Source organism: Streptomyces eurocidicus, assembly GCF_002891295.1.
Taxonomy (GTDB): domain Bacteria; phylum Actinomycetota; class Actinomycetes; order Streptomycetales; family Streptomycetaceae; genus Streptomyces; species Streptomyces eurocidicus.
The window spans coordinates 724,749-748,353 of the sequence record NZ_LGUI01000002.1 but is presented as its reverse complement, the minus strand read 5'-3'; the positions used below and the strand labels follow the sequence as shown (position 1 = coordinate 748,353).

Here is a 23,605-nt window from a genome sequence, read left to right as displayed (position 1 = left end):
GCGTTCCGCGCGTTCCGCGCCGCCCGTGGCGGAACGCCTCCTCACCGACCTGCGCCAGGAGGCGGCACGGGCCGACACCAAGGGCTCCGTGCTGGTGGCGGCGCAGGGCATGGCCGCGTCCGCGCTGGTCGGGGTGCTCGCCGTACGGGGCTGGCAGCCGGGTGCCCTCTCCGCGTTCGGCCAGGTGATGTGGTGGGCCGGCGCGGTCTGCTTCGTCGGCTCGCTGCTCTCGCTGCTGATGACGGTGATCCCGCGCTACCGGTCGCACGTGTGGCGGCCGGGCCTGCCCCTCACCCACTTCGCCGACATCCACGGCGCCGCGCGCCACGGGCCGACGGCGCTGGAGGAGGCCCTGCGGGAGACGGAGCGCGCTCCCGTGGCCGCGCTCCTCACGGCGCTCACGGAGAACAGCCGGATCGTCGCCCACAAGTACCGCTGGCTGCGCGCGGGCATGGCCGGCTTCACGGCGGCGATGGTGCTGCTGCCGGGCGCGCTCCTGGTCGGCTGACCGGCCGCCGCCCCACCACGACGGACACTCACCCAGGAGACGTACGCCCATGCCCGACCAGAACCATCAGCCCCCGCCTGCCTCGGCACCGCTTCCGGCGCCCTTACCGGCGGAGCCGCCGCCGTACCCGGCGACGTCCGAACCGCTGCCTCCGCCGCCGTACCCGGGCGGGGATCCCCGGCACGGGTACGCGACCGGCGCCGCCGGCCCGCCCGTGTACCCGGGCGAGGGGGCGCCCGTGCACCCGGCGGGGGAAGCTCCCGGGTACCCGGGTGAGGTGACGCCACCCGCGTACCCGGGAGCCGGAGCACCGCCCGCGTACCCGGCGGCGGAAAGGCCGCCCTCGCACCCGGGCGAGGGAGCATCCGTTCACCCCGCCGAGCAAGCCCCCGCACACCCGGACGAGGCCACGCCACCCGCCTACCCAGGGGCCAGAGTCCCGCCCGCGTACCCGGCGGCGGAAAGGCCGCCCTCGCACCCGGGCGAGGGAGCATCCGTTCACCCCGCCGAGCAAGCCCCCGCACACCCGGACGAGGCCACGCCACCCGCCTACCCAGGGGCCAGAGTCCCGCCCGCGTACCCGGCGGCGGAAAGGCCACCCTCACACCCCGGCGAGGGCACACCCGTTCACCCGGTCGAGCAAGCGCCTGGATATCCGGACGAAGTCACACCACCCATGTATCCGGGAGCCGGAGCATCGCCCGCGTACTCCGAGGAGGCGGCGCCGTCGTCCTACCCGGGCCCGGGGACGGCGCCCGCGTATCCCGGCGAGACGGCGGCGCCCCCGTACCCGGATGAAGTGACGCCTCCCGCGTACCCGGACGCCGGTGGGCCACCCCCGTACCCGGACGGCGCCGCACCGCCGCCCTACCCCGACGTCGAAGCACCGCCGGTCCACCCGGGCGAGGCGCCGACGCCCATGTATCCGGGCGGCGCACCGGCGGGTACGGGGTTCGACCGGCCGCCGCCCGTCCGCCCCGAGGCCGGGCCTTCCCGCCCTGACGGGGCGCCCGGGACGAGCGTCCCCGCCGCTCCCCCACCGCCGTACCAGGACCCGGCCCCCTCGCCGCCGGACGGCGGCGCACGCCACGACGACCTGGCCCTGCAGTCGGGGCGCAAGCACCTGAAGGCGCATCAGCGCGGGGTGGACGGCGCCTCCCTCGCTCAACTGGTGATGTCCCTGCCCGTGGCGCTGATCAGCCTCTCCGTCGTCTCCTTCGCGTTCTCGCTCGTCGACGCCACGCTCGGGCTGGTGATGGCCGCCGCGTGGCTGCTGTCCGGACCGCTGGTCTTCCACCGTCCCGCGGAAGCGGCCATCGCGCGGCACCTGCTGGGGATGCGGCGGCCCACTCCGGCGGAGGCCGAACGTCTCGGCGCGGTGTGGGAGGAGGTGACCCGCCGGGCCGGGGTGAGTCAGGGCACCTACGAGCTGTGGGTGCAGGAACGCGCGGAGCTGAACGCGACCGCCGCGGCCGGCCACATCGTCGCGGTCACCCGGCACGCGATGGACCGCTTGCCCAACTCCCGGCTGGCGGCGGTGCTCGCCCACGAACTGGGTCACCACGTGGGCGGCCACACCTGGGCCGGCATGCTCGCCGACTGGTACGCGCTTCCGGCCCGGACGGTCTGGCGGTGGATCCTGGCCGGGCTGGCGGGCCTCCTGCGGTCGAGGAGCAAGGCGAACGTGGCCTGCGGGGGCTGTCTCGGCCTGCTGCTCCTGCAGTTCATCTGGGTGCTGGCCTTCCAGGAGTCGATGTGGTGGCTCGTGCTGCCCCTCGTCGCCGCCCCGGTGCTCATCGCCTGGCTGCACCGCCGTGCCGAGTTCCGCGCGGACGACTACGCGGCGGGGCTCGGGTTCCGGGACGACCTGATGGCGGTGCTCGCCGCGGAACACCAGGCACGGTCCGTACCGGCCGTCCCCCCGCCGGGCGCCCCGCCCATGCCGTCGCACGCCCCCCACCAGCCCGGGACCCCGCCCCCGCACACCGCGCCCGCCACGCCTCCCGCACGGAAGTCGGCCCACAGCAACTTCGAGGCCCGGCTCCAGCACCTCCGGCAAGGCGCGGCCTGACCGTACGGGGCGGGCGGGGCCGGTCCCCGCGCGGCCGTGCGGAAGAGCCGGTCCGGGAGGCCGGGGGCCGGCCGTCTAGGGTGGTCCGACCAAGATCCGATCATCCTTGCGAAAGGCGATACAGCTCCTCGTGTCCGAGTCGCGCCCCCACCTCCTGTTCTCCTTCGGCACACTGCGGGACGAGCGGGTCCAGACCGCTCTCTTCGGCCGGGCCGTGCCCAGCACCCCGGCGTCGCTGGCCGGTCACACGACCAGGCCCCAGCCGATCACCGACCCCGCCGTGATCGCCGCCAGCGGCCTCGACGTCCATCTGACCCTGGAGCGCCGGATCGGCGCCGCGGTCGAGGGCGCCGTCCTGCACCTCACCGACCGGGAGCTCGCCGCGGCCGACGCCTACGAGGTCGACGACTACGCCCGCCGGCGGGTGCGCCTCTCCTCCGGGGAGAGCGCCTGGGCCTATCTGGACGCGAAGCCGCTGCGCCCGGCGGCGCGCATCGTGATCGTGGGCGACAGCATCGCCTACGGGCGCTGTGACCCGCGGGGCGGCTGGGCGGCCCGCCTGGCGGCCTCCCACATCGCCGGGAACGAGGCGGACCACCGGGTCTTCAACCTGGCCGTCCCGGGCAGCACCCTGGCCGAGGTGAGCGAGCAGACTCCCGCGCTGCTGGCTCCCCGGCTGCCGGACACCCTCCTCGTCGCCGCGGGCGTCAACGACTCCGCCGTGCCCGTCGGCGCTCCCCGGGCCGTCACCGACGAGCCTCCGCACGTCGTGGACGGTCTCGACTCGCTCGCCGTCACGGCCCTGCGGCACAACGCGCGGCTCGTCGTCGCGGGCCCCGCGTGGCTCGACGAGGAGCGCACCCGCGACTACGGCGGGCTGCGCTTCACCCGGGAACGGGCCCTGGCCCTCCGTGAGTCCGTGCGGGCCTGGTGCGAAGCGAACCTCGTCGACTTCCTCGACATGTGGGAGCCGCTCCGCGACAGGGCGGATCTGCTCCTCGACGGGCTGCACCCGGGGTTTGAAGGTCACCAGTTGCTCCACCGGCACCTGGACGCCCTCGCCCGCTGAGTCTTTCCCCCCGGCCCTCCGTCAGCCGGCGGAGTCGGCGCCCTTCGCCCAGAGGGAGCGGACATGGCCGAGGTGCCGTGCCATGCTCCGCTCGGCGCCCTCGGCGTCGCCGGCGAGCATCAGGTCCAGGATCTCCAGGTGTTCCTCGGCGGAGGGGATGAGTTCGCCGCGCCGGTCGAGCGCGGTCAGCCCGTACAGGCGTGAGCGCTTGCGCAGGTCGCCGACGGTCTCGACGAGGCGTTCGTTGCCGGAGAGCGCCAGCATGGTGAGGTGGAACCGCCGGTCGGCCTCCAGATAGCCGATGAGGTCGTGGTCGCGGGCGGCGCGCACGATCTCCTCGGCGACCGGGCGGAGCGCTTCGAGGTCCGCCCGGGCGGCGGTACGGGTGACCAGGCCGGTCGTGGGGACCTCGATCAGCGTGCGGATCTCGGTGTACTGGTCCAGGTCGCGCTCGTTGACCTCGGTGACCCTGAAGCCCTTGTTGCGGACCGGCTCGACCAGGCCCTCGCGGGCGAGGTCGAGCATGGCCTCGCGCACCGGGGTCGCGGAGATGCCGAAGTCCTCCGCGAGCTGCGGCGCGGAGTAGACCTCGCCGGGGCGGAGTTCGCCGGAGATGAGCGCGGCCCGCAGGGCGTGGGCGACCTGGTCGCGCAGCCGCTCGGTGGCGGTGATGAGGGTGCGCTGCTTGAGGTGGCCCATGGTGTCCCGTGTCCCTTCGTCGCCGGTGCGGCGGCCGAGGTCCGGCAGCCGCGTCCGCGGTACGTGCGCAACCGCGCTCCCCGGCTGGTCCGTACCTGGACGGACCAACGAGCGTACAATGTCACATCTTTCTCAGGGAGTCAGAGTGTAGGTCCGGCTGGAGGCGTAGAAGTCCAGCGCCGCCCGGCCCTGTTCGCGCGGGCCGTGACCGGACGCCTTGGTGCCGCCGAACGGCAGGTGGAAGTCGACTCCCGTGGAAGGGGCGTTGACGCGGATCATGCCCGTGTCGAGGCGGTCGAGACCGTGCAGGGCCGCTTCGAGTCCGGCGGTGTGGACGGAGGTGACCAGGCCGTACGGAACGGAGTTGGCGATCCGCACGGCGTGCGGCAGGTCGTCCGCGGACAGCAGGGCGGCGACGGGGGCGAAGACCTCCTCGGTGAGCAGCGGGTGACCGGCCGGCACCTTCTCCACCACGGTGGGGGCCGCGTACCAGCCGGGGCCTTCCGGGACGTGCCCGGCCGCGAGGACGGAGGCGCCGGGCAGGACGCGGTCGAACCGGTCCCTGGCCCGGCCCGAGACGAGGGGGCCGCACACGGTGGCCGGGTCGGCCGGGTCGCCCACGGGCAGGGCGCGCAGGGCCTCGGAGAGCGCCTCGCGCAGCGGGCCCAGGGCCGCGCCGACGGCGATCACCCGGCTGGTCGCGGTGCACTTCTGCCCGGCGTATCCGGCGATCGCCGAGGCGATGTGGGCGGCGGCCCGTTCGATGTCGGCGTCGGGCAGGACGATCGCGGCGTTGAGCCCGCCCGTCTCGGCCTGTACGGGGACGCCCCGGGCGGTGGCGGCGCGGGTGACGAGGCCGCCGACGGCGGTGGAGCCGGTGAAGGAGACGGCGTCGGCGGTCGCGAGGACGGTGCCGCCCTCGGGCGCCCCGCCGGGCACGACCGTGAACACCGCTTCGGGCACGGCCCGGCGGACGAGCTCGGCGAGGCGCAGGGCGCACGCGGTGGCTTCGGGGGCGGGTTTGAGGACGACCGTGTTCCCGACGGCGAGCGCGGGCGCGGCCTTCCAGGACGGGATGGCGAAGGGGAAGTTCCAGGGTGTGATCAGACCGGCGACGCCGTGCGGGCGGCGCCGGGTCAGCAGCAGGCCGGGCCCGCCGGCCGGCTCGTGGACGGCGCCGGTGGGCTCGTAGGGCGCCTGGGCGTAGTAGCGCCAGATCGCGGCCGCGCGGGCCACCTCGGCGCGCGCCTCGGTGAGGGGCTTGCCCACCTCGCGCACGGCGAGGGCGGCGAGTTCGCCGGACGCGGCCTCGATCGCGGCGCCGACGGCGGAGAGCGCGGTGGAACGGACGGCGGCGCCCGCCTCCGACCAGCCGGGCTGGGCGGCGCGGGCCCGCTCGACGGCCCCGGCGGCGGAGGCGCCGGCCGCGGGCACGTCGGAGACGACCTCGGAGGGGTCGGCCGGGTTGTGCGAGACGACGGAGGTCGGGGCGGCGGTCACAGGAGGAAACCTCCGGGGAAGGGGTCGTCCGGGTCGAGGAAGTACTGGGCGGTACCGGTGATCCAGGCGCGTCCGGTGATGGCGGGCACGACCGCCGGCACTCCGCCGACCCGCGTCTCCCCCACCAGGCGGCCGGTGAACCGGGTGCCGATGAAGGACTCGTTGACGAAGTCGCGGCCCTGCGGGAGCGCGCCCCGGGCGTGCAGCTGCGCCATCCGGGCGGAGGTGCCCGTGCCGCAGGGGGAACGGTCGAACCAGCCGGGGTGGATGGCCATGGCGTGCCGGGAGCGGCGGGCGTCCGAGCCGGGGGCGGCCAGGTAGACGTGCTTGAGGCCGCTGATCCCGGGGTTTTCGGGGTGGACGGGCCGGTCCGGCGAGGCGTTGACCGCCGCCATGACGGCGAGCCCGGCGGCGAGCAGGTCGTCCTTGCGGGCCGGGTCGAAGGGCAGCCCCAGGGCGTCGAGTTCGACGAAGGCGTAGAAGTTGCCGCCGAAGGCGAGGTCGTAGGTGACCGTCCCGTGGCCGGGGACGTCGGCCTTGAGGTCGAGGCCGACGCAGAAGGAGGGCACGTTGGTGAGCGTGGCGGCCTTGGCGGCCCCGTCCTCGACCTGGACGTCGACGGTGATCAGACCGGACGGGGTGTCGAGGCGCACGGTGGTCACCGGTTCGCTGACCGGCACCATGCCGGTCTCGACGAGCACGGTCGCGACCCCGATGGTGCCGTGCCCGCACATCGGCAGCACCCCGGAGACCTCGATGTAGAGGACCCCGTAGTCGGCGTCGGGCCGGGTCGGGGGCTGGAGGATCGCGCCGCTCATCGAGGCATGACCGCGCGGCTCGTACATCAGGAGCGTCCGCAGGTGGTCCATGTGCTCGATGAAGTGCAGACGGCGCTCGGCCATGGTGGCGCCGGGGATCACGCCGACGCCACCGGTGATGACGCGCGTGGGCATGCCCTCGGTGTGCGAGTCGACGGCATGGAAGACATGACGGGTGCGCACGGATGTCCTTTCCTTGTCCGGTGCTTCCGGCTCTCCGGCTCTTCCGGCCTTTCGGCCTTCCGCCAGCGGGAGCGGAGGAGCGGGGTCAGTGGTGCCCGGCGGCGACGGCCTTCTCCGTGGCGGCGCGCACCGCGGCCTCGGCCTCGCCCGTGAGCGGGAGGCGCGGCGGCCGGGTGGGGCCGCCGTGGCGGCCGACGATGTCCATGGAGACCTTGATGGCCTGCACGAACTCGGTCCTGGAGTCCCAGCGCAGGAGCGGGTGCAGCGAGCGGTAGAGGGGCAGCGCCGTGTCCGTGTCACCGGCTACGGCGGCGTGGTAGAGCTCGGCGCAGGTGGCCGGGAAGGCGTTGGGATAGCCCGCTGTCCAGCCGACCGCCCCGGCGAGCGCGAGTTCGAGCAGGACGTCGTCGGCGCCGATCAGCAGGTCGAGCTCGGGGGCGACTTCCGCGATCTCGTAAGCGCGCCGGACGTCGCCGCTGTACTCCTTGACGGCGACGACGGCGCCCTCGGCGTGCAGCCGGGCCAGCAGGGCGGGGGTCAGGTCGACCTTGGTGTCGACGGGGTTGTTGTAGGCGACGACGGGCACCCCGGCCCGGGCGACCTCGGCGTAGTGGGCGCGTACGGCCCGCTCGTCGGCGCGGTAGGCGTTGGGCGGCAGCAGCAGGACGGAACCGCAGCCCGCCTCGGCGGCCCGCTCGGCCCAGTGGCGTGCCTCGGCGACGCCGTACGCGGCGACGCCGGGCATCACTCGGGCCCCGTCCCCGGCGGCCTCGACGGCGGTGCGCATCACGCGGTCGCGCTCCTGCGCGGTGAGGGTCTGGTACTCGCCCAGGGAGCCGTTGGGCACGACTCCGTCGCAGCCGTTGTCGAGGAGCCACCGGACGTGTTCGGCGTAGGCGTCGTGGTCGACGGAGAGGTCCGCGCGCAGCGGGAGGGCGGTGGCGACCATGATGCCGCGCCAGGGGCGGTCGGGGGTCCAGGAGGAGGCGGTCATGCCGGTGTCCTTTCCATGGCGTGCTGTGGTGTAGGGGGTGAGAGCCGTGGGTGGGGCGGTGGTTCAGCCGTCCCCGGGTTCCTCGGGCCCGGCGGCGAGGGATCCCAGCGGTACGGGCACGGCGAGCGGCCTGCGTTCGGCGGCGTCCGGTACGGTCCCCCGCGCCGTACCGGACGCCGCGAGGCAGGCCACGGCCGCGCCGCACATCCGGCCCTGGCACCAGCCCATACCGGCCCGGGTGAAGAGCTTGACGGTCCGGGAGTCCCGGGCGCCGAGGGCGGTGACGGCCTCGCGGATGCTCCCGGCGGTCACCTCCTCACAGCGGCAGACGTCCGTGTCGTCGTCGAGCCAGGCGGTCCAGCCGGGGCCGGGTGCGTGGGCGGCGGCCATGGCGTGGGCGAAGGCGCGCATGCGGTCGCGGCGCCCGGCCAGGTCCCGTACGCGCCGGCCGCGGGTGAGAGCGGGGCGGGCACGCAGCCGGGCGGCCACCGCGATGCCCGCCAGCTCGCCCTCCACGCGGGCGAGTTCCCAGCCGCCGGTCCCGCCGGTCTCCCCGGCGGCCCACAGACCGGGTACCGAGGTCTCCTGAAGGCCGTCCAGGACGAGGGCGTGGGTGCCGTCGGGCGTGCGGCGGGTGGCACAGCCGAGGCCGGTGGCCAGTTCGGTCTGCGGCGCGAGCCCGTGGCCCACGGCCAGGGCGTCGCAGGCGATGCGGCGGCCCGTGCCGGACACGGGCCGCCAGTCGCGGTCGAGCCGGGAGAGGGTGACGGCTTCGACGCGGTCGGTGCCGTGCACTCGGGTGACCGCACTGCGGGTGTGCAGGGGTATGCGGTGGCGCAGGAGTGCCGTGCCGTGGACGGCGGCTTCGAGGAGCTTGCGGGGGTTGGCCGCGAGGGCGCGCGGCCGGCGGGCGTAGCCGAGGTATCCGGACGCCTCCGCGACGGCGGGGACGCGGGCGCCGGCGGCGGCGAGCGAGGAGGCGACGGCGAGGAGGAGGGGGCCGCTGCCCGCGACGACGATCCGCCGTCCGGGCAGGACGAGCCCGGATTTCAGCATGGCCTGGGCGCCGCCGGCGCCGACGACGCCGGGCAGGGTCCAGCCGGGGAAGGGGAGTTGCCGCTCGGAGGCACCGGTGGCGAGGAGCACGGCACGGCAGCGCAGGCGTACGGGACGCTCACGGAAGCCAGCGATGCCCGCCCCGGTACGGCCTTCACGCTCGCCGTCGGTGCCCGCCCCGGTACGGCCTTCACGCTCGCCGTCGGTGCCCGCTCCAGTACTGCCTTCACACTCGCCGTCGGCGTCCGAGCCGGTACGGCCTTCACGATCGGCGTCGGCGTCCGAGCCGCCGCGATCGCGGTCGGCGCCGACGGCCCGGCCGTCCTCGTGGCCGCCGCGGCCGGCCGCGGTCCCGCCACCGCCGGTACCGGAGCCGGTGGCGGCACGGCTGCCGTCGGTACGGGTACCGCCGCCGGTGCCCGTACCGCCGTCCTCGCCGGCCAGCGCGTGCACGCTCCACGCCGCCTCGTCCTCCCGCGTGACCGTCCACACGTGGTGCCCGGCCAAGTACGTGGCCCCGCTCGCCGCGAAGCGGCGGCGCAGCCCGGTGAAGGCGGCCCAGTTGTGGTGCACGGCCTGCGGGCGCGCGGCGCCCAGGCCCGGGGCGGGGTGGCGGAAGTACTGGCCGCCCACCTGGGCCGCGGCGTCCAGGACCGCGACGGACAGGCCGAGCCGGGCGGCGGTGGCGGCCCCGGCGAGACCGGCCGGGCCCGCGCCGATCACGACGAGGTCGTACGGTTCAGACGGCGAGCCCGGCATGGCCGTGTCCTTCCTGGGTGGTGATCGCGTCCCCGGGCCGGGCGGGCACCAGGCAGGCCCGGCGGTTGGGTTCGCCGTTGACGGTGGCGAGGCAGTCGTAGCACTGCCCGATGCCGCAGAAGGCGCCTCGCGGGCGGCCGCCGTGCCGGGTGGTGCGCCAGGCGAGGATGCCCGCGGCCCACAGGGCCGCGGCGACGGACTGGCCGGGCAGGGCGGTGACCGTACGGCCGTCGAAGGTGATCTCGAAGGGCGGGCCGGGCTCCGCCCTGACCAGGTCGGCGGGGGTACGGGCCACGTGCGGGCCTCCTCATCGGGGAACGCGGGCGGACGGGGACGGGGGTTCAGCCGGCCGGGGCGAACCGGCCGGGGCCGAAGGGGCCGAGGTCGAGCGGGGGCTCGGCACCCGCGAGCAGCCGGGCGAGGGCCAGGCCGGTGGCGGGGGCGAGCCCGATCCCCGCGCCCTCGTGGCCGCAGGCGTGCAGCAGCCCGGGGACGCGCGGGTCGGGGCCGATGGCGGGCAGGTGGTCGGGCAGGTACGGGCGGAATCCGGCGTACGTGCGCATGGCCCGCACTCCGGCGAGCACCGGGAACAGGGCGGTGGCCTGGGCGGCGAGGCGCCGGAGCACCTCCACCGACAACGTGCGGTCGTAGCCGACCCGTTCGCGGCTGGCGCCGATGAGGACCGGGCCCGCCGGGGTGCCCTCGACCACCGCGGAGGTCTGGAGCGCCGCCGAGCCGCTGGCCACGTCGGCGACGTAGTCGGCCGCGTAGACCTTGTGCCGCACCACGCGCGGCAGCGGTTCGGTGACGAGCACGAAGCCGCGGCGGGGCAGCACGGGCAGGTGTCCGCCGGCGAGCCGGGCCACCTCGCCGCCCCAGGTGCCGGCGGCGTTGACGACGGAGGGGGCGTACAGCTCCCCGGCCGCCGTACGGACGCCCCGCACCCGGCCGTTCGCACCGGTGAGGACGGCGGTGACCTCCTCGCCGGTGCGCACCCGGGCGCCGGAGGCGCGCAGCAGGTGGGCGGCGGCGAGCGCGGGCTGGACCTGGGCGTCCTGCGGGTAGCGGAAGCCGCCTCCGAGGCCGGGGGACAGGTGCGGTTCCACGTCGTGCAGCCGGTCGGCCGGGATCTCCCCGGCCGTGACGCCCGCCCCGGCCTGCGCGGCGGCGAACTTCCGCAGCGCGGCCAGGGCGGGGGCGTCGGACGCGACGACGAGTCCGCCTTTGGCCTCGTACTCGATCGGGGCCGGGAGCTCCCGGGCCAGCTCGCGCCACAAGCGCGTGGAGAGCAGGGCCAGTTCGAGCTCGGGGCCGGGTTCCTTGTCGGACACCAGGAGGTTTCCCTCGCCGGCACCCGTGGTCCCGCCCGCGACGGGGCCGCGGTCGACCACGGTGACGGAGAGCCCGTCGCGGGCCGCGTAGTAGGCGCAGGCCGCGCCGACCACACCCGCTCCGACGACGATGACGTCCGAGGTGTCGTTGCTCATGAGCACGTCAGTAATATTTCACATTGCACTCCCGCTGCCAAGGGCCGGTACACACCCGGTGGTTGAGCACATGCCCTACTTCTCCAGGAGCTCACCCATCCACGCCTCGATCGCGTCGGGCGTACGGGGCAGCACGTACGACATCAGCCGGGCCCCGTCGGCGGTGACGACCAGGTCGTCCTCGATCCGCACGCCGATGCCGCGCAGTTCGGCCGGCAGCGTCTCGTCGTCGGGCTGGAGGTAGAGCCCGGGCTCGACGGTGAGCACCTGCCCCTCCTCCAGGACGCCGTCGAGATAGGCGTCGGCCCGCGCCTGGGCGCAGTCGTGGACGTCCAGGCCGAGCATGTGGCCGCTGCTGCACAGGGTGTACCGGCGGTGGAGGTCGCCCTCGGCGCTCTTGAGCACGCCCCACTCGGCGAGCCCCTCGGCGATGACCCGCATGCCGGCCCGGTGGAAGTCGCGGAAGCTCGCCCCCGGCTTGAGGGCGGCCATGCCCGCGTCCTGTGCGGCGAGGACGAGTTCGTAGACCTGCCGCTGGACGGGCGAGAAGCGCCCCGACAGCGGCAGGGTGCGGGTGATGTCGGCGGTGTAGAGGGTGCCCGTCTCCACTCCGGCGTCCAGCAGGAGGAGTTCGCGGGGGTCGAGCCGGCCGTCGTTGCGTATCCAGTGCAGGACGCACGCGTGCGCGCCGGACGCCGCGATGGTCTCGTAGCCGGTTCCGTTGCCCTCCGCGCGGGCCCGCAAGCCGAAGACGCCCTCGATCCACCGCTCGCCGCGCGGGTGGGCGAGCGCGCGGGGCAGCGCCCGTACGACGTCCTCGAATCCGGCGGCGGTGTGGTCCACGGCCAGTTGCAGCTGCCCGACCTCCCAGGCGTCCTTGACGAGGCGCAGCTCGCTCAGGACGGCGGCGAGTGCGGCGTCGTCCGACGCGTCGCGGCCCGGCGGCAGGCGGTCGCACTCCTCCCGGTGCACGCAGCGGATGCCGGTCATGCGCTCCGCCTCGGCGAGGTCGGGGCGGCGGCCGACCCAGAACTCGCCGTGGCGGCGGTCCCGGTAGAACGCCTCGCCGGAGCGCGGCGAGCGCGGGCGTACGTACAGCACCGCCTCGTGCCGGTGCGGGCCGTCGGGCTCCATGACCAGCGCATGGCCGGCCTGCTCCTCGCCGGTGAGCCCGGTCAGCCAGGCGTAGGCGCTGTGCGGGCGGAAGCGATGGTCGCAGTCGTTGGAGCGGACCTTGAACTCGCCCGCGGGCACGATCAGCCGCTCGCCGGGAAAGCGCGCCGACAGCTTCGCGCGGCGCACCGCGGCGAGGTCCGCCACCGGCAGCCGGATGTCGGCGGGCAGCGGCGTGGCCGCCCAGCCGTTCGCCATGAAGGTCGTGAACTCGGCCGAGACCGGCAGGTCATGACTGACCGTACGGATCGCGGCAACTGCGGGTTCCTGCACGGGACTCCCCCTCGGACACAGGTGGGCAACGGACCGGCTGACACCTCCGAACTCTCGTCAGTGACGCGCGCGTTCACGCCATCCGGAGGGCTACTCCCACTTCGCCTCCCGTTCAACTGGGGGCTACTGAGGGGTTGTCAGTAACATTTCACATTACTACGTTACACATGACATGGCGCCGCACCGGCCCCTCACGCACCGCTCGCAGGACGGCCGTCGGGCCCGCGCGCCGACGTCGTCGACGCACGCCGCACCCCCCTTCCGCGTGCGCATCCCACATCGCCTCCCACACAGGAGTCATCGGTGTCCCACTCCAGAACCGTGCGCAGATCCCTTCTCACCGCCGCGACGGCCGTGACGCTCTGCGCCACCGCCGTCCAGCCCGGATTCGCGAACTCCCCCTCACCGGCCCCCTCGTCCGCGACGGCGCCCCGGGCGGCCGTACGGGCGGACACCCCCACGCCCAACCCCTTCGACGAGGTCACCCGCCTCGCGAACGCCCCCAGGCCGGCCCTCGTCACCCCCGCCGCCCCCGGCGGCCTCAAGGACGGCCGCGTCCCCGGCGCGCTCACCGCCCGGCCCGAACCCACGGCCGCCCCGCCCCGGGCCACCGTCCGCGGCACCGCCGTGCCCTGCACCCTCGACGGCGTCACCCGGCTCGGACCCGAGCAGTTCGCCGACTTCCTCGCCGACCCGGCCGTCACCGCCGACGGCTGTCTGCGCACCCTCATCTGGACCTGGGACCAGCGGCTCGTCCCCGTCATGTCGACGGCGCACGTCCAGGCCGTCTCCCGGCGCGCCGAGCGGCTGTCCGCCGGCCACGACGGCGGGAACGGCGGCCACCTCCTGGAGATGTTCACCTACCTCCATGCCGCGGCCTACCACGACTTCTCGCACGACGAGATCGACCTGGGCGACGCGCGGACCGTGGAGGCGATCCGCCGCGCGGTGGCCTCGTTCGGCTCGGCCGCGCACACCTTCGACATCACCCGCACCAATGCCGAGACGCTGCGCGAGGCCCTCTACGCGGCCGGCTCCCCCGGCCTGCGGCAGCACCAACTGCCGCTCGTCCAGCGCGTCCTGACCACCATGGACGCCGCGCACCCCGACACCGCCAAGGACGCCTCCTGGGCCGGCGCCGCACTGGCCGCGCTCTCCCTCAACTACCTGGGCATCTACCCGGGCAACCACGACACCGCCTTCCGGGACGCCGTCGCCGCCGATCCCGCCTACCGCGCGGCCTTCAAGGCGTTCGCCGGTCACACCCACCTCAAGGGCACGCCCAACGCCTGGGTGGTCCGCGACGGCGTCGCCGAGTACGGGCGGATGGGCCAGATAGACGCGCTCAGGAGCGAGATCACCGCCGGCCTCGGCGGGCTGCTGACCACCACCGCGGCCAACTTCGGCGAGGGCAGCGAACCATGGGCCAAGGTCGTCACCTGGCTCAACGAATTCGACGCCTGCAAGCAGTACGGGGTGTGCAAGGCCGACATCGAGCGCCGCATCTTCCCGTCCACCTACACGTACGACAACGGCGGTATCAAGGTCCGCACGGCCCTGCCGCGCGCCACCGTCGACCGCCTCTATTACGCGAGCAAACAGGTCAAGGCGCAGTTCCACCGGGTCCTGGGCACCGAGCGGCCGCTGGCGGGCGACACCAACACGGCGCTCAACATCGTGCTGTACGCCTCCCGCGCCGACTACGAGGTCTACCACCCGCTGCTGACCGGCATGGGCACCAACAACGGCGGCGTCTACATCGAGAACGGCGCCACCTTCTACACGTACGAGCGGCGGGTCCCGCAGGACTCCACGCTCACGCTGGAAGAGCTGTTCCGGCACGAGTACACGCACTACCTCAACGGCCGCTGGGCCGTCCCCGGCCTCTTCGGCGAGGGCCCGTGGTACCAGGGCGACCGCACCACCGCGATGGACGAGGGCACGGCCGAGTTCTTCGACGGCGCCACCCGGGGCGAGGGCATAAAGGTCCGCAAGTCCCTGGTCCAGAGCGTCATCAACGACACGGCGGGCGGCACCAAGCCGCGCATGAGCGTGTACGAGCTGCTGCACGCGGAGTACGACCGGGACGGCTTCCGGTTCTATTCGTACGCCGGCACGTTCTTCGAGTTCCTGTGGACGGAGCGCCCCGCGCTCCTCAAGGAGATGTACGGCCGTCTCCGCGCCGACGACGTCGCCGGCTTCGACGCCTGGCGCGACCGGCTCGGCCGGGACACCGGTCTGCAGCGCGCGTACGACGCCTTCCTCGACCGGCAGATCGCCAAGGTCAAGGACCTGTACGTGCCGGACACGTCGTTCACGCCCGTCGGCGGGCTGGACGCCGGCGACCCGGCCGCGGTCCGCGCCTCCTTCACGGCGACGACCGGCATCACGCCCGAGTGCGGTACCGACGGGGCTCCGGAGCGCCCCCGCTTCACCTGCACGGGCCGCATCACCGCCAATCTGAGCGACCCGGGCAGCCCCGACCTGGTCTTCAAGGACATGTCCGGGACGGTCGACTACTTCATCCTCGACCGCGCGAAGAAGGGCACGAACAACTTCGCCGATATGAACTGTTCCTTCGGCGAGGTGGGTGTCTGGTCGGACCGCCCCGCGGGGACGGCCGACTTCACCTGCGAGGGGCCGCTGAGGGGCTGACCCCCCGGAGGCCCGGGGCGGCCGGCGGCGGCCGGCCGCGTCGTCGCGGGCGTCAGGACACGTTGATGCTGTGCGCGAGGGCGGTGACGGAGAGACGACCCTCGGTCACCGTCTTCTCGAACGGGATCGTCAGGTGGTCGCGGGACGCCGGAGGCGTGACGCGCAGGTAGGCGGCCCGCACCAGCCTGGGGGCGTCGGCGTGCGCCCATGCCAGGGCGGCCTCGGCGGTGCCTCCGGGCCGCAGGGAGAGGGTGCTCTTGCCGGGGTCGGGGACGAAGTAGGTGCTTCCCCATGAGGTGCTCGTGTCGAGGGCCCGGTGACCGGCGTCCTCCAGCTGCAGGCCGGGGTAGCCGCGCAGTGCGCAGGTGCGGCCGGAGGTGTTGGTCAGCACCAGTACGGTGCCTTCGTGGGACATGCCGTTCTGGTGTCCTCCCTTGTCGGACAGTGCGGCCCGCAGGTCTTTCACCTGGCACGTCGGGGTCGGCGGGGCGGCCGAGGCGGCCGGCCCGCCGCCGATGACCGCGGTGGCCGCCACCGTCGCCGCTAACGCCGCGGTGGTGGCCGTCCCGCGCAGGGTGTTCCGTGACATCGCGTCCCTCCAGTGTTCGAACGTCCTTGCTTACCGGCTACCTCATCCTGCCCCTTCCATTCCTCCCGGGTCACGGGGGCCCCGGACATGCGCCGAGGGCGGTGGCGCCCCTCGGTACAGGGGTGCCACCGCCCTCGGCGGAGTGTGGTGGTGCGGAGATCCGTACTGATCAGTACGCGGAGTTGACGTTGTCCATCGAGCCGTACTTGTCGGCGGCGTAGTTGCACGCGGCGGTGATGTTGGCGACCGGGTCGTAGATGTCCCAGGAGGTGCCCTCGACGTGGTACGCCTTGAACGTCGGGTCGATCATCTGGAGCAGACCCTTCGACGGGACGCCGTTCACGGCGTTGACGTCCCAGTCGTTGATCGCACGCGGGTTACCGGTCGACTCACGCATCACATTGCGCTTGATGCCCTCGTACGAAGCCTGGATGCCCTTGGCGCGCAGGATGTCCAGCGACTCGCTGATCCAGCCCTCGAGGTTGTCGGCGTACGCCTTCTTCTCCGGGGCGGCGGGCTTGGGGGTGAGGGCCTTGCGCTCGGTGGAGCGGTTGGCGGCCTGCTTCTCCGTACGCTCCTCGTCGGCCGTCCGCTTCGCGGCGGCGGCCGAACCGGCCTGGGCGGCGGCGTCGGCGTGCTTGTCCAGCTCGGCCTGCTGCGTCTCGCCGAGGTTCCCGGCGTACGCCACCGGCTGCACCGCGGCCGTCGGCGCGGGAGCGGTGTGCGCGTCGGCGGCGAAAGCCTGCGGGGCGACGGCGACCGCGACGACGGCGGCACCGGTCGCGGCGATGCCGGCGACGGAGAACTTGTGAATCTTGGGCAGACGGGTATAGGCGGAGATGGTGGAGCGCATGAGTGAGCTGAACCTTCCGATCGCGGGATGTCGCCCGGCCCTGAAGCGGCGCAATAACGAAGCGCCGTTTCTCGGTCGACGGCGCCCAGCGACCCCGTAATTGTTAGCGGCCGGCAAAAGCCCTGGCAATCACTGTGACCTACTAACCCCATTCATCGAGCACCATCCGGAATCCCGCCCACCCCCGGAATTCCGGCGGCCCGCCCACTAAACACCTTCGTAAGTGACCCACGCCGCATGGGGCGCCTCACACGGGACCGGCCGCCGGACGACACGGCGTGAGCGCCCATGCGCATTGCGTCGCCGCTTTTACCGGCCGGCCGGGTCAGCTGCCGGTGGCCTTCTTCCACCCCTCGACATAGGAAGGGAGGTGCTTGTCGAGGTCGGCCCAGTCGGGCTGGAAGACCTCCACCCCGCGCATGATGCCGGCGAGCGCGGTGGCATTGGCGTCGGTCGCCTTGACGTCGGTGCGGGAGGCGAAGCCACCGCCCACGGCCGAGACCTCGCGCTGCACGCGCTCGGTCAGGAGGTAGTCGAGGAATTTCTTGGCGTTCTCCGCGTGCGGGGCGGCCTCGACGAGGCCGGCGGCGTACGGGAGGGCGAACGTGCTGGGCTTTCCGTCGTCGCCCGCCGGGAAGAAGATGCCCTGGTTCGGCATCGATTTCATATTGGCGAAATTCATCTGCACGTCCCCGTTGGCCACGAGGAGCTCGCCCTTGTCGACCTTGGGGGCGAGCTGGCCGGTGGACTTGGAGGGGCCGACATTGTTCTTCTGCAGCTCCTTGAGGTAGGCCAGGGCGGGTTCCTTGCCGCCGAGGTCGTGCATGGCCTTGATGAGGACGGCCGTGCCGTCGCCCGCCACGCCGGGGGTGGAGTACTGCAGCTTGCCCTTGTAGCGGGCGTCGAGCAGGTCCTTCCAGGTCTTGGGCGGTGCGCTGTGGAGCTCCTTGGTGTTGTAGACGAAGCAGAAGTAGTTGCCGGCGATCGCCGTCCACCTGCCGGAGGGGTCCTTGGCGCCGTCGGCGACCTTGTCGGAGCCCTGGGGCCGGTAGGCGGCCAGCAGGTCCTTGCCCCCGGCCTGCTGGATGAACGGCGGCAGGGTGACGACGACGTCGGCCTTGGTGTTCGACTTCTCGCGGGCCAGGCGCTGCACGACCTCGCCGGAGCCGCCCTCGACGTAGCGGACCTTGATGCCGGTCTCCTTCTCGAAGTCCTTGAAGACCTTGTCGTAGAAGCCGGAGCCGTCCTCGGCCCGGAGGCCGTCGGCGCTGTAGACGGTGATCTCCTTCGCCTCGGCGCCCGCCGTCCCGCCGCACGCGGTGAGCGGCAGGACGAGCAGGGCGGCCAGGGGAAGCATCGAGCGGGTACGGGGCATGACGGGCTCCCTGGGGTTCGGGGGGTTGTTCATCGGTGTACGGCCCGGGTGCGGATCCGGGAGACCGCGAGGAGCACGAGGAACGTGGTGACCATGAGGACGACGGCGAGCGCGGCGCCGGAGAAGAGCGCGCCGCGGTCGGTGGCGGCGAAGACCTTGACGGGCAGGGGCACCCAGTCGGGCGGGTACAGCATGATCGTGGCGCTCAGTTCGCCCATGGAGAGGGCGAAGCACAGCCCCGCGGCCGCCGAGAGCGACGGCAGGAGCAGGGGCAGCCGCACCCGCAGCAGCACGCGCACGGGGCCGGCGCCCAGGCTCGCGGCGGCCTGTTCGTAGGCGGGGTCGAGACGGTCCAGGGCCGCCGAGACGGCCTGGTGGGCGAAGGAGGTCACGAGGACCGCGTGGGCCAGGACGACGATCGTGGAGGTGCCGTTGAGCAGGAGCGGCGGCCGGGAGAAGGCGACCAGGAGGGAGAGCCCGACCACTACGGACGGCACGGCGACCGGCAGCATGAACAGCAGGCCGACCACCCGGCGGGCGCGTGATCCCTTGGCCGCCAGTGCCGCCCAGGTGCCGGTGACGAGGGCGAGGGCCGAGGCGGCGAGCGCGGTCAGCAGGCTGGTGGTCAGGGCGTCGATCGCGTCCCCGCCGGTGGCGGCCCGGTAGTGGTCCAGGGTCACGCCGGCGGGCAGGATCCCGCTCCACCGGGTGGCCAGGGAAGCGGCGGCGACGACGAGGAACGGCAGGGCGAAGACGGGCAGGAAGAGGGCGAGGAAGACGGCGTGGACGGCCCGGCGGGCGCGTCGGCTATGCACGAGCACGGCGGGCTCCGTCCAGGCGGTGGGTGAGCGTCCGGTAGAGCCCGTACAGCGCCAGGGAGAGGGCGATGTCGACAACGGCGACCACGCAGGCGCCGGTGTAGTCGCCGTCGAGGATCGCCTTGCCGTAGACGAGGACGGGCAGGGTCGTCACGCCCTTGGCGCCGGTGAACAGGACGATGCCGAATTCGTTGAGGCACATGACCAGGACCAGCGAGCCGCCCGCCGCCAGCGAGGGGAGGGCCTCGGGCAGGATCACCTGCCGGACGATCCGCGGGACCCGGGCGCCGAGCGAGGCCGCGACGTCCAGCTGTGCGGGATCGATCTGCGCGAAGGCGGCGAGCAGCGGCCGCATCACGAACGGCGTGAAGTAGGTGATCTCCGCGAGCAGTACGCCCCAGGGGGTGTGGAGGAAGTCGAACGGGCCGGCCGCCGCCCCGGTCGTGCCGGTCCACAGGCCGTTGGCGATGCCCGCGGTGCCGTAGACGAAGAGGAGCGCGAGGGTGATGAGGAAGGAGGGGAAGGACAGGAAGACGTCGATGAACCGCGCGAGCGCCTTGCCGCCCGGGAGCGGTACGAACGCGATGACCAGGGCGAGGGCGAAGCCCAGGGCCAGCGAACCGGCGGTGGCGCCGGCGGCGATCAGCACGGTGTTGCGCAAGGCGTCCCGGAAGGCGGCCTGGGCGAACACCTCGCCGTACGCGGCGAACGAGTGCCCGCCGCCGTCCGGCGACACCGACTGCCACAGGACGAGCGCGAGGGGGTGGAGGAAGACGACGCCGAGGGCGGCGACGGGCGGGAGGACCAGGACCCAGCCGGGGAACCGGCGCGGACGGGCGGGCGCCGCCACCCGTGGGAACGGCAGTCGCACGTCAGCCATGGGCGGCACCTCCGCCCGCCCCGGCGGCGGCCGCCGGGAGCAGCACCGCGTCCCGCGCGGCGAAGTGCAGCGTGACCTCGGTGCCGAGCGGCGGCGTCCCGTGCGGTTCGCCGACGTCGGCGGTCACCCGGTGGCCCGCGACGTCGACGCACAGGCGGTGCGTGGCTCCGCGCCACTGCGCCTCCGTGACCTTCCCGCGCAGGGCGTTCGGCCCCTCCCCGAGCCCGATGGCGTGCGGGCGTACGCACAGCGTGGCCGGTGCGCCCGGGGCGGCGGTGCCGGCCGGCACGTCCAGCACGGCGCCGGCGAACCGTACGCCGTCTCCCGTGACCGTCACCGGCAGCAGATTCGCCGTGCCGACGAACGAGGCGGTGAACTCGGTGCGCGGCCGCCGGTAGAGGTCCTGGGGCGTGCCGCAGTCCTGGAGACGGGAACGGTCCATCAGCGCGATGCGGTCGGCGAGGGTGAGCGCCTCCATCTGGTCGTGCGTGACGTACAGCATGCTGACGTCCGGCAGGTCGCGGTGCAGGCGGGCGAGCTCGGCGAGCATGTCCGAGCGCAGGCGCGCGTCCAGGGCGGACAGCGGTTCGTCCAGGAGGAGCACGCCCGGCCGGACGGCCAGGGCGCGGGCGATGGCGACGCGCTGCTGCTGTCCGCCGGAGAGCTCGCGCGGGTAGCGCCGGGCGTACGCGGACATGCCGGTCATCTCCAGCGCCTCGGCGACGCGGGCGGCGATCCCGTCCTTCGGCGCCCTGCGCGCCTTGAGGCCGAAGGCGACGTTGGCGTCGACCCTCATGTGGGGGAAGAGCGCGTACTGCTGGACCACCATGCCGACGCCGCGCCGGTGGGGCGGCAGGTCGGTGACGTCCCGGTCCCCGATGAACACCCGGCCGGAGACCGGTCGGACGAAGCCGGCGACGGCGCGCAGGGCGGTGGTCTTGCCCGAGCCGGAGGGACCGAGGAGCGCCATGACCTCGCCGGGTTCGACGGTGAGGTCGAGCGAGTCGAGGACGACGTCGCCGCCGTAGGCGACCGATACGCCGTCGAAGCGGATGCCGGTGGTCAACGGCCGTCCTCCAGCCGGGTGAGCAGCTCCGGGAGGTCGGCCACGGAGCCGAGGACGTGGGTGGCGCCGGAGGCGCGGAGCGTGGCCTCGTCGTGGGCGCCGGTCAGGACGCCGGCCACCACGGCCGCCCCGGCGGCGGTGCCGGAGCGGATGTCGGAGGAGGTGTCGCCCGCCACCGCGATCTGCCGTACGGAGTCGGCGGCCCGGGTGCGCAGCAGGGCGGTGAGCACCATGTCGGGGTACGGGCGTCCACGGCCGCCCGCGTCGGCGGGGCACAGGGTGAGGTCGGCCAGGTCCTGCCAGCCGAGGGCGCGGAGGATGGTGTCCTGGGTGACGCGGGCGAAGCCGGTGGTGAGGACGACGGTGCGGCCGTCGGCGCGCAGCCTTTCGATCGCTGCACGGGCGCCCGGCACGGCCTCGCAGTGGCCGTCGGCCACCAGGCGGCCGTACGCGGACTCGAATTCCGCGTTGGCGCGGCGTGCCCGCTCCTCGTCGCCGCCGGACAGGTGCCGGAAGACGGAGATCTTGGATTCGCCCATCGTGGCACGCACGTGGGCGAGTTGCCGGTCGTGGCGGGGCGTGCCCGGCTCGGCGCCCAGGGCCGTGGCCGCGGCGCCGAAGGCCCGCTCGACCAGGCCGTCGTCGCTGACGGTGGTACCGGCCATGTCCAGGGCGACGAGAGTGATCTTCTCGGTCATGCGGGTCACCAGCCCAGTTCGTCGGCGGTCGTCTCGGCTATCGCCGGGGAGCAGGTCATGCCACGGCCTCCGGGGCCGGTCACCAGCCATACGTCGGCGCGCAGCCGCTCGCGGTGGACGACGCGGGTGGTGTCCAGGCACTGCGCGTACACCCCGGCCCAGCGCCGGCGGATCTGCGGCAGGGGCCGGCCGAGCAGTGCCTCGGCGACGGTGGTGAGGTGCCGGTACGGGTCCTCGTCGACGTCGAAGGCGAAGGGTTCGGCGTATTCGTGGGTGTCGCCGATCGTCAGGCCGCCGTCCGCGCGCTGGACCATCAGCAGCTGCATCTTGTGCTCGGCCGCGATCGGGGGCTGCGCCTGGCCGGCGGCCATGGCGTCGAGGGCGGTGCCGCGGTAGGCGGGGTAGTAGCGGAAGCTGTCGGCGTCGGCGACGGAGGTGGTGAGCTGCCCGTCCAGCGGCGCGGTCTGCATCATCTGGAGCCGTACCCGGCGTACGGGGAGGGCGGGGGCGAGTTCGCGGACGAGGCCGCCCAGCCAGGCGCCGGTGCACAGGACGACCGCGTCGCCGCCGTGGACGTCGCCGTGGTCGTCGCGGACGGCACGGTCCCCGACGACCTCCCGGACCTCGCGTCCGCCGAGGAAGGTGTACCGGCCGGAGCGGTGCAGGGCGTCCTTCAGGGCGCGCTGGGCCGTGCGCGGCTCGACGGCGGCGTCGCGGTCGCAGGCCAGGGCGCCGAGGAGCTCGCCGCGCAGGGCGGGGTTGGCCTTCCGGACCTCGGCGGGGGTGAGGAGGCGGAAGCCGCGGGCGGCCGCGTCGGGCGCGGCCAGCGCGGCGCGGGCGACGGCCAGTTCCGCCTCGGTGGTGACGGTGGTCAGGGAGCCGTTGGCGCGGAAGCCGAGGCCCGGTACGGCGGCCGCGATCTCCTCCCACAGGGTCCGGGCCCGCAGGGCCGTCCCCAGTTCCTCGCCCGCGGCCCGGCCGCTGACCCAGATCAGCCCGAAATTGCGGACGGACGCGCCTCTGGCCTCCCGCTCACGCTCGATGTGCACGACCTCGTGGCCGCGTTGGACCGCTTGCCAGGCGTGCATGGTTCCCAGCACGCCCGCTCCGACGACTATGACTCGCATGAGTCGAACACTCGTCAAACGGGGTGACGCGAAAGCGGCCGGACGACGAACCGGCGGCGAACGAGCCGCCAATCCTGGACTAGACCCGTTATCTTCTCGTGACAATGAGGCCGAGGCGACCGCCTCTCGACGTGCGCGATGTGGGCTCAGCCCTCGCCGCGCAGGTGCGCGGTGAAGGAGAACCTGTCCCCCCGGTAGAGGGAGCGCACGCGCTCCAGCGGCTCTCCCTCCGTGTCCCGGGACACCCGGTGGATCAGCAGCATCGGCAGGGCGGGCGGCGTGCCGATCAGCAGTGCCTCGCGCGGGGTGGCGAGAACGGTCTCGAGCCGTTCGTCGGCGTCCCCGAAGCCGATGCCGAGGCGATCGCGCAGATACGCGTAGAAGGACGAGTCCGGCTCGAACTCCGTGTCCAGCGCCGGCGCCCGCTCGACCGCCACGTACGTACTCTCCAGCCCCACCCGTTCATCGTCGGCGAGCAGCACCCGCTCCAGGTGCCACACGGGGTCCCCCGCCGCCACGCCGAGGTCGGGGGCGAGCGCGGCCGGACAGGAGAGCCGGTCCAGCCCGATGAGGTCGCGCCCCGGGCGCCGGCCCTGGCGGCGTACGCCCTCGGTGTAACTGGCCAGGGACAGCGGCTGCTCCAGCTTGGGCCCGGCGACCACCGTCCCGCGCCCCATCCGGCGCAGCCGCCCTTCCAGCAACAGCTCCCGCAGGGCCTGCCGCACGGTCTCCCGCGACACCTCGAAGCGCGCGGCCAGCTCGCGCTCGGTGGGCAGCAGGCCCCCCTCCCCCAGCTCGTCGAGGAGGACGGCGACCCGCGCCTTGACCGCGTAGTACTTGGGGATCCGCCCGTGCTCGGGAATACCGGCGCGCACCGGGGCGCCGGGCGGCCGGGCGGATTCTTGGTGCGTGTGCGTAGGGTCCACGGCGTGATCTTCGCATCCGCCGGTGAGC

The 23,605-nt window shown here is 73.9% G+C and carries 21 protein-coding genes; 4 read left to right on the top strand and 17 right to left on the bottom strand.

Annotated elements, in window-relative coordinates; translation table 11 throughout:
* The first annotated feature begins 25 nt into the window (after positions 1-25).
* The 3 genes from AF335_RS08115 (at position 26) to AF335_RS08105 (ending at position 3,648) form a co-directional block, all read left to right on the top strand.
* Positions 26-508 carry a Pycsar system effector family protein gene (locus tag AF335_RS08115; protein ID WP_102917921.1) on the top strand — a complete coding sequence of 161 codons (483 nt, stop codon included), beginning with the start codon at positions 26-28 and terminating at the stop codon, positions 506-508.
* 799 nt (positions 509-1,307) lie between these two features.
* Positions 1,308-2,579 carry a M48 family metalloprotease gene (locus tag AF335_RS08110; RefSeq protein WP_146045465.1) on the top strand — a complete coding sequence of 424 codons (1,272 nt, stop codon included), beginning with the start codon at positions 1,308-1,310 and terminating at the stop codon, positions 2,577-2,579.
* A 130-nt stretch (positions 2,580-2,709) separates the two neighbouring features.
* Positions 2,710-3,648, top strand: a complete 939-nt coding sequence (locus AF335_RS08105; protein WP_102917576.1) for a GDSL-type esterase/lipase family protein — start codon at positions 2,710-2,712, stop codon at positions 3,646-3,648.
* A gap of 21 nt (positions 3,649-3,669) precedes the next feature.
* On the opposite strand, the gene AF335_RS08100 is transcribed toward AF335_RS08105, so the two are convergent.
* From AF335_RS08100 to AF335_RS08060, 8 genes are all read right to left on the bottom strand, one after another.
* Positions 3,670-4,347: a GntR family transcriptional regulator gene (locus AF335_RS08100; protein WP_102917575.1), complete on the bottom strand. Its 678-nt coding sequence runs from the start codon at positions 4,345-4,347 to the stop codon at positions 3,670-3,672.
* Positions 4,348-4,479: 132 nt separating this feature from the next.
* Complete coding sequence (locus tag AF335_RS08095; RefSeq protein ID WP_102917574.1) at positions 4,480-5,847, bottom strand: aldehyde dehydrogenase family protein; 1,368 nt, start codon at positions 5,845-5,847, stop codon at positions 4,480-4,482.
* Positions 5,844-6,848: a proline racemase family protein gene (locus AF335_RS08090; protein ID WP_102917573.1), complete on the bottom strand. Its 1,005-nt coding sequence runs from the start codon at positions 6,846-6,848 to the stop codon at positions 5,844-5,846. Before AF335_RS08090 ends, AF335_RS08095 begins: the two co-directional genes overlap by 4 nt.
* Positions 6,849-6,933: 85 nt before the next feature.
* On the bottom strand, positions 6,934-7,842 hold the full coding sequence (locus AF335_RS08085; RefSeq protein ID WP_102917572.1) for a dihydrodipicolinate synthase family protein: 909 nt from the start codon (positions 7,840-7,842) through the stop codon (positions 6,934-6,936).
* A gap of 63 nt (positions 7,843-7,905) precedes the next feature.
* Positions 7,906-9,657 (bottom strand): FAD/NAD(P)-dependent oxidoreductase, encoded by a 1,752-nt coding sequence (locus tag AF335_RS35455; RefSeq protein WP_228773151.1) that lies wholly within the window; start codon positions 9,655-9,657, stop codon positions 7,906-7,908.
* On the bottom strand, positions 9,638-9,952 hold the full coding sequence (locus AF335_RS08070; protein WP_102917571.1) for a (2Fe-2S)-binding protein: 315 nt from the start codon (positions 9,950-9,952) through the stop codon (positions 9,638-9,640). Before AF335_RS08070 ends, AF335_RS35455 begins: the two co-directional genes overlap by 20 nt.
* Positions 9,953-9,998: 46 nt before the next feature.
* Positions 9,999-11,144, bottom strand: coding sequence for an NAD(P)/FAD-dependent oxidoreductase (locus tag AF335_RS08065; protein ID WP_102917570.1), 1,146 nt, complete (start codon positions 11,142-11,144; stop codon positions 9,999-10,001).
* A 75-nt stretch (positions 11,145-11,219) separates the two neighbouring features.
* Positions 11,220-12,590: an aminopeptidase P family protein gene (locus tag AF335_RS08060; RefSeq protein ID WP_244926956.1), complete on the bottom strand. Its 1,371-nt coding sequence runs from the start codon at positions 12,588-12,590 to the stop codon at positions 11,220-11,222.
* Between the two features lie 303 nt (positions 12,591-12,893).
* Here AF335_RS08060 and AF335_RS08055 point away from each other — a divergent pair, with 303 nt between their 5' ends.
* On the top strand, positions 12,894-15,245 hold the full coding sequence (locus AF335_RS08055; RefSeq protein WP_102917569.1) for a collagenase: 2,352 nt from the start codon (positions 12,894-12,896) through the stop codon (positions 15,243-15,245).
* Between the two features lie 52 nt (positions 15,246-15,297).
* Here AF335_RS08055 and AF335_RS08050 read toward each other — a convergent pair whose 3' ends face one another.
* From AF335_RS08050 to AF335_RS08010, 9 genes are all read right to left on the bottom strand, one after another.
* Positions 15,298-15,834 (bottom strand): DUF4232 domain-containing protein, encoded by a 537-nt coding sequence (locus AF335_RS08050; RefSeq protein ID WP_102917568.1) that lies wholly within the window; start codon positions 15,832-15,834, stop codon positions 15,298-15,300.
* A gap of 169 nt (positions 15,835-16,003) precedes the next feature.
* Entirely contained in the window at positions 16,004-16,687 is a 684-nt protein-coding gene (locus tag AF335_RS08045; protein WP_102917567.1) for a transglycosylase SLT domain-containing protein, read from the bottom strand.
* Positions 16,688-17,012: 325 nt separating this feature from the next.
* A complete protein-coding gene (locus AF335_RS08040; protein WP_102917566.1) occupies positions 17,013-18,062 on the bottom strand; it encodes a 2-aminoethylphosphonate ABC transporter substrate-binding protein in 1,050 nt (349 codons plus the stop codon).
* A 29-nt stretch (positions 18,063-18,091) separates the two neighbouring features.
* Entirely contained in the window at positions 18,092-18,883 is a 792-nt protein-coding gene (locus tag AF335_RS08035) for an ABC transporter permease (protein ID WP_102917565.1), read from the bottom strand.
* Positions 18,870-19,760 (bottom strand): 2-aminoethylphosphonate ABC transporter permease subunit, encoded by an 891-nt coding sequence (locus AF335_RS08030; RefSeq protein WP_102917564.1) that lies wholly within the window; start codon positions 19,758-19,760, stop codon positions 18,870-18,872. Before AF335_RS08030 ends, AF335_RS08035 begins: the two co-directional genes overlap by 14 nt.
* Positions 19,753-20,826 (bottom strand): ABC transporter ATP-binding protein, encoded by a 1,074-nt coding sequence (locus tag AF335_RS08025; protein WP_102917563.1) that lies wholly within the window; start codon positions 20,824-20,826, stop codon positions 19,753-19,755. Before AF335_RS08025 ends, AF335_RS08030 begins: the two co-directional genes overlap by 8 nt.
* Positions 20,823-21,524: a phosphonatase-like hydrolase gene (locus tag AF335_RS08020; RefSeq protein ID WP_102917919.1), complete on the bottom strand. Its 702-nt coding sequence runs from the start codon at positions 21,522-21,524 to the stop codon at positions 20,823-20,825. Before AF335_RS08020 ends, AF335_RS08025 begins: the two co-directional genes overlap by 4 nt.
* Positions 21,525-21,529: 5 nt before the next feature.
* On the bottom strand, positions 21,530-22,651 hold the full coding sequence (locus AF335_RS08015; protein ID WP_102917562.1) for a TIGR03364 family FAD-dependent oxidoreductase: 1,122 nt from the start codon (positions 22,649-22,651) through the stop codon (positions 21,530-21,532).
* 146 nt (positions 22,652-22,797) lie between these two features.
* Positions 22,798-23,577 carry a GntR family transcriptional regulator gene (locus AF335_RS08010; RefSeq protein WP_102917561.1) on the bottom strand — a complete coding sequence of 260 codons (780 nt, stop codon included), beginning with the start codon at positions 23,575-23,577 and terminating at the stop codon, positions 22,798-22,800.
* Between the last annotated feature and the right edge of the window lie 28 nt (positions 23,578-23,605).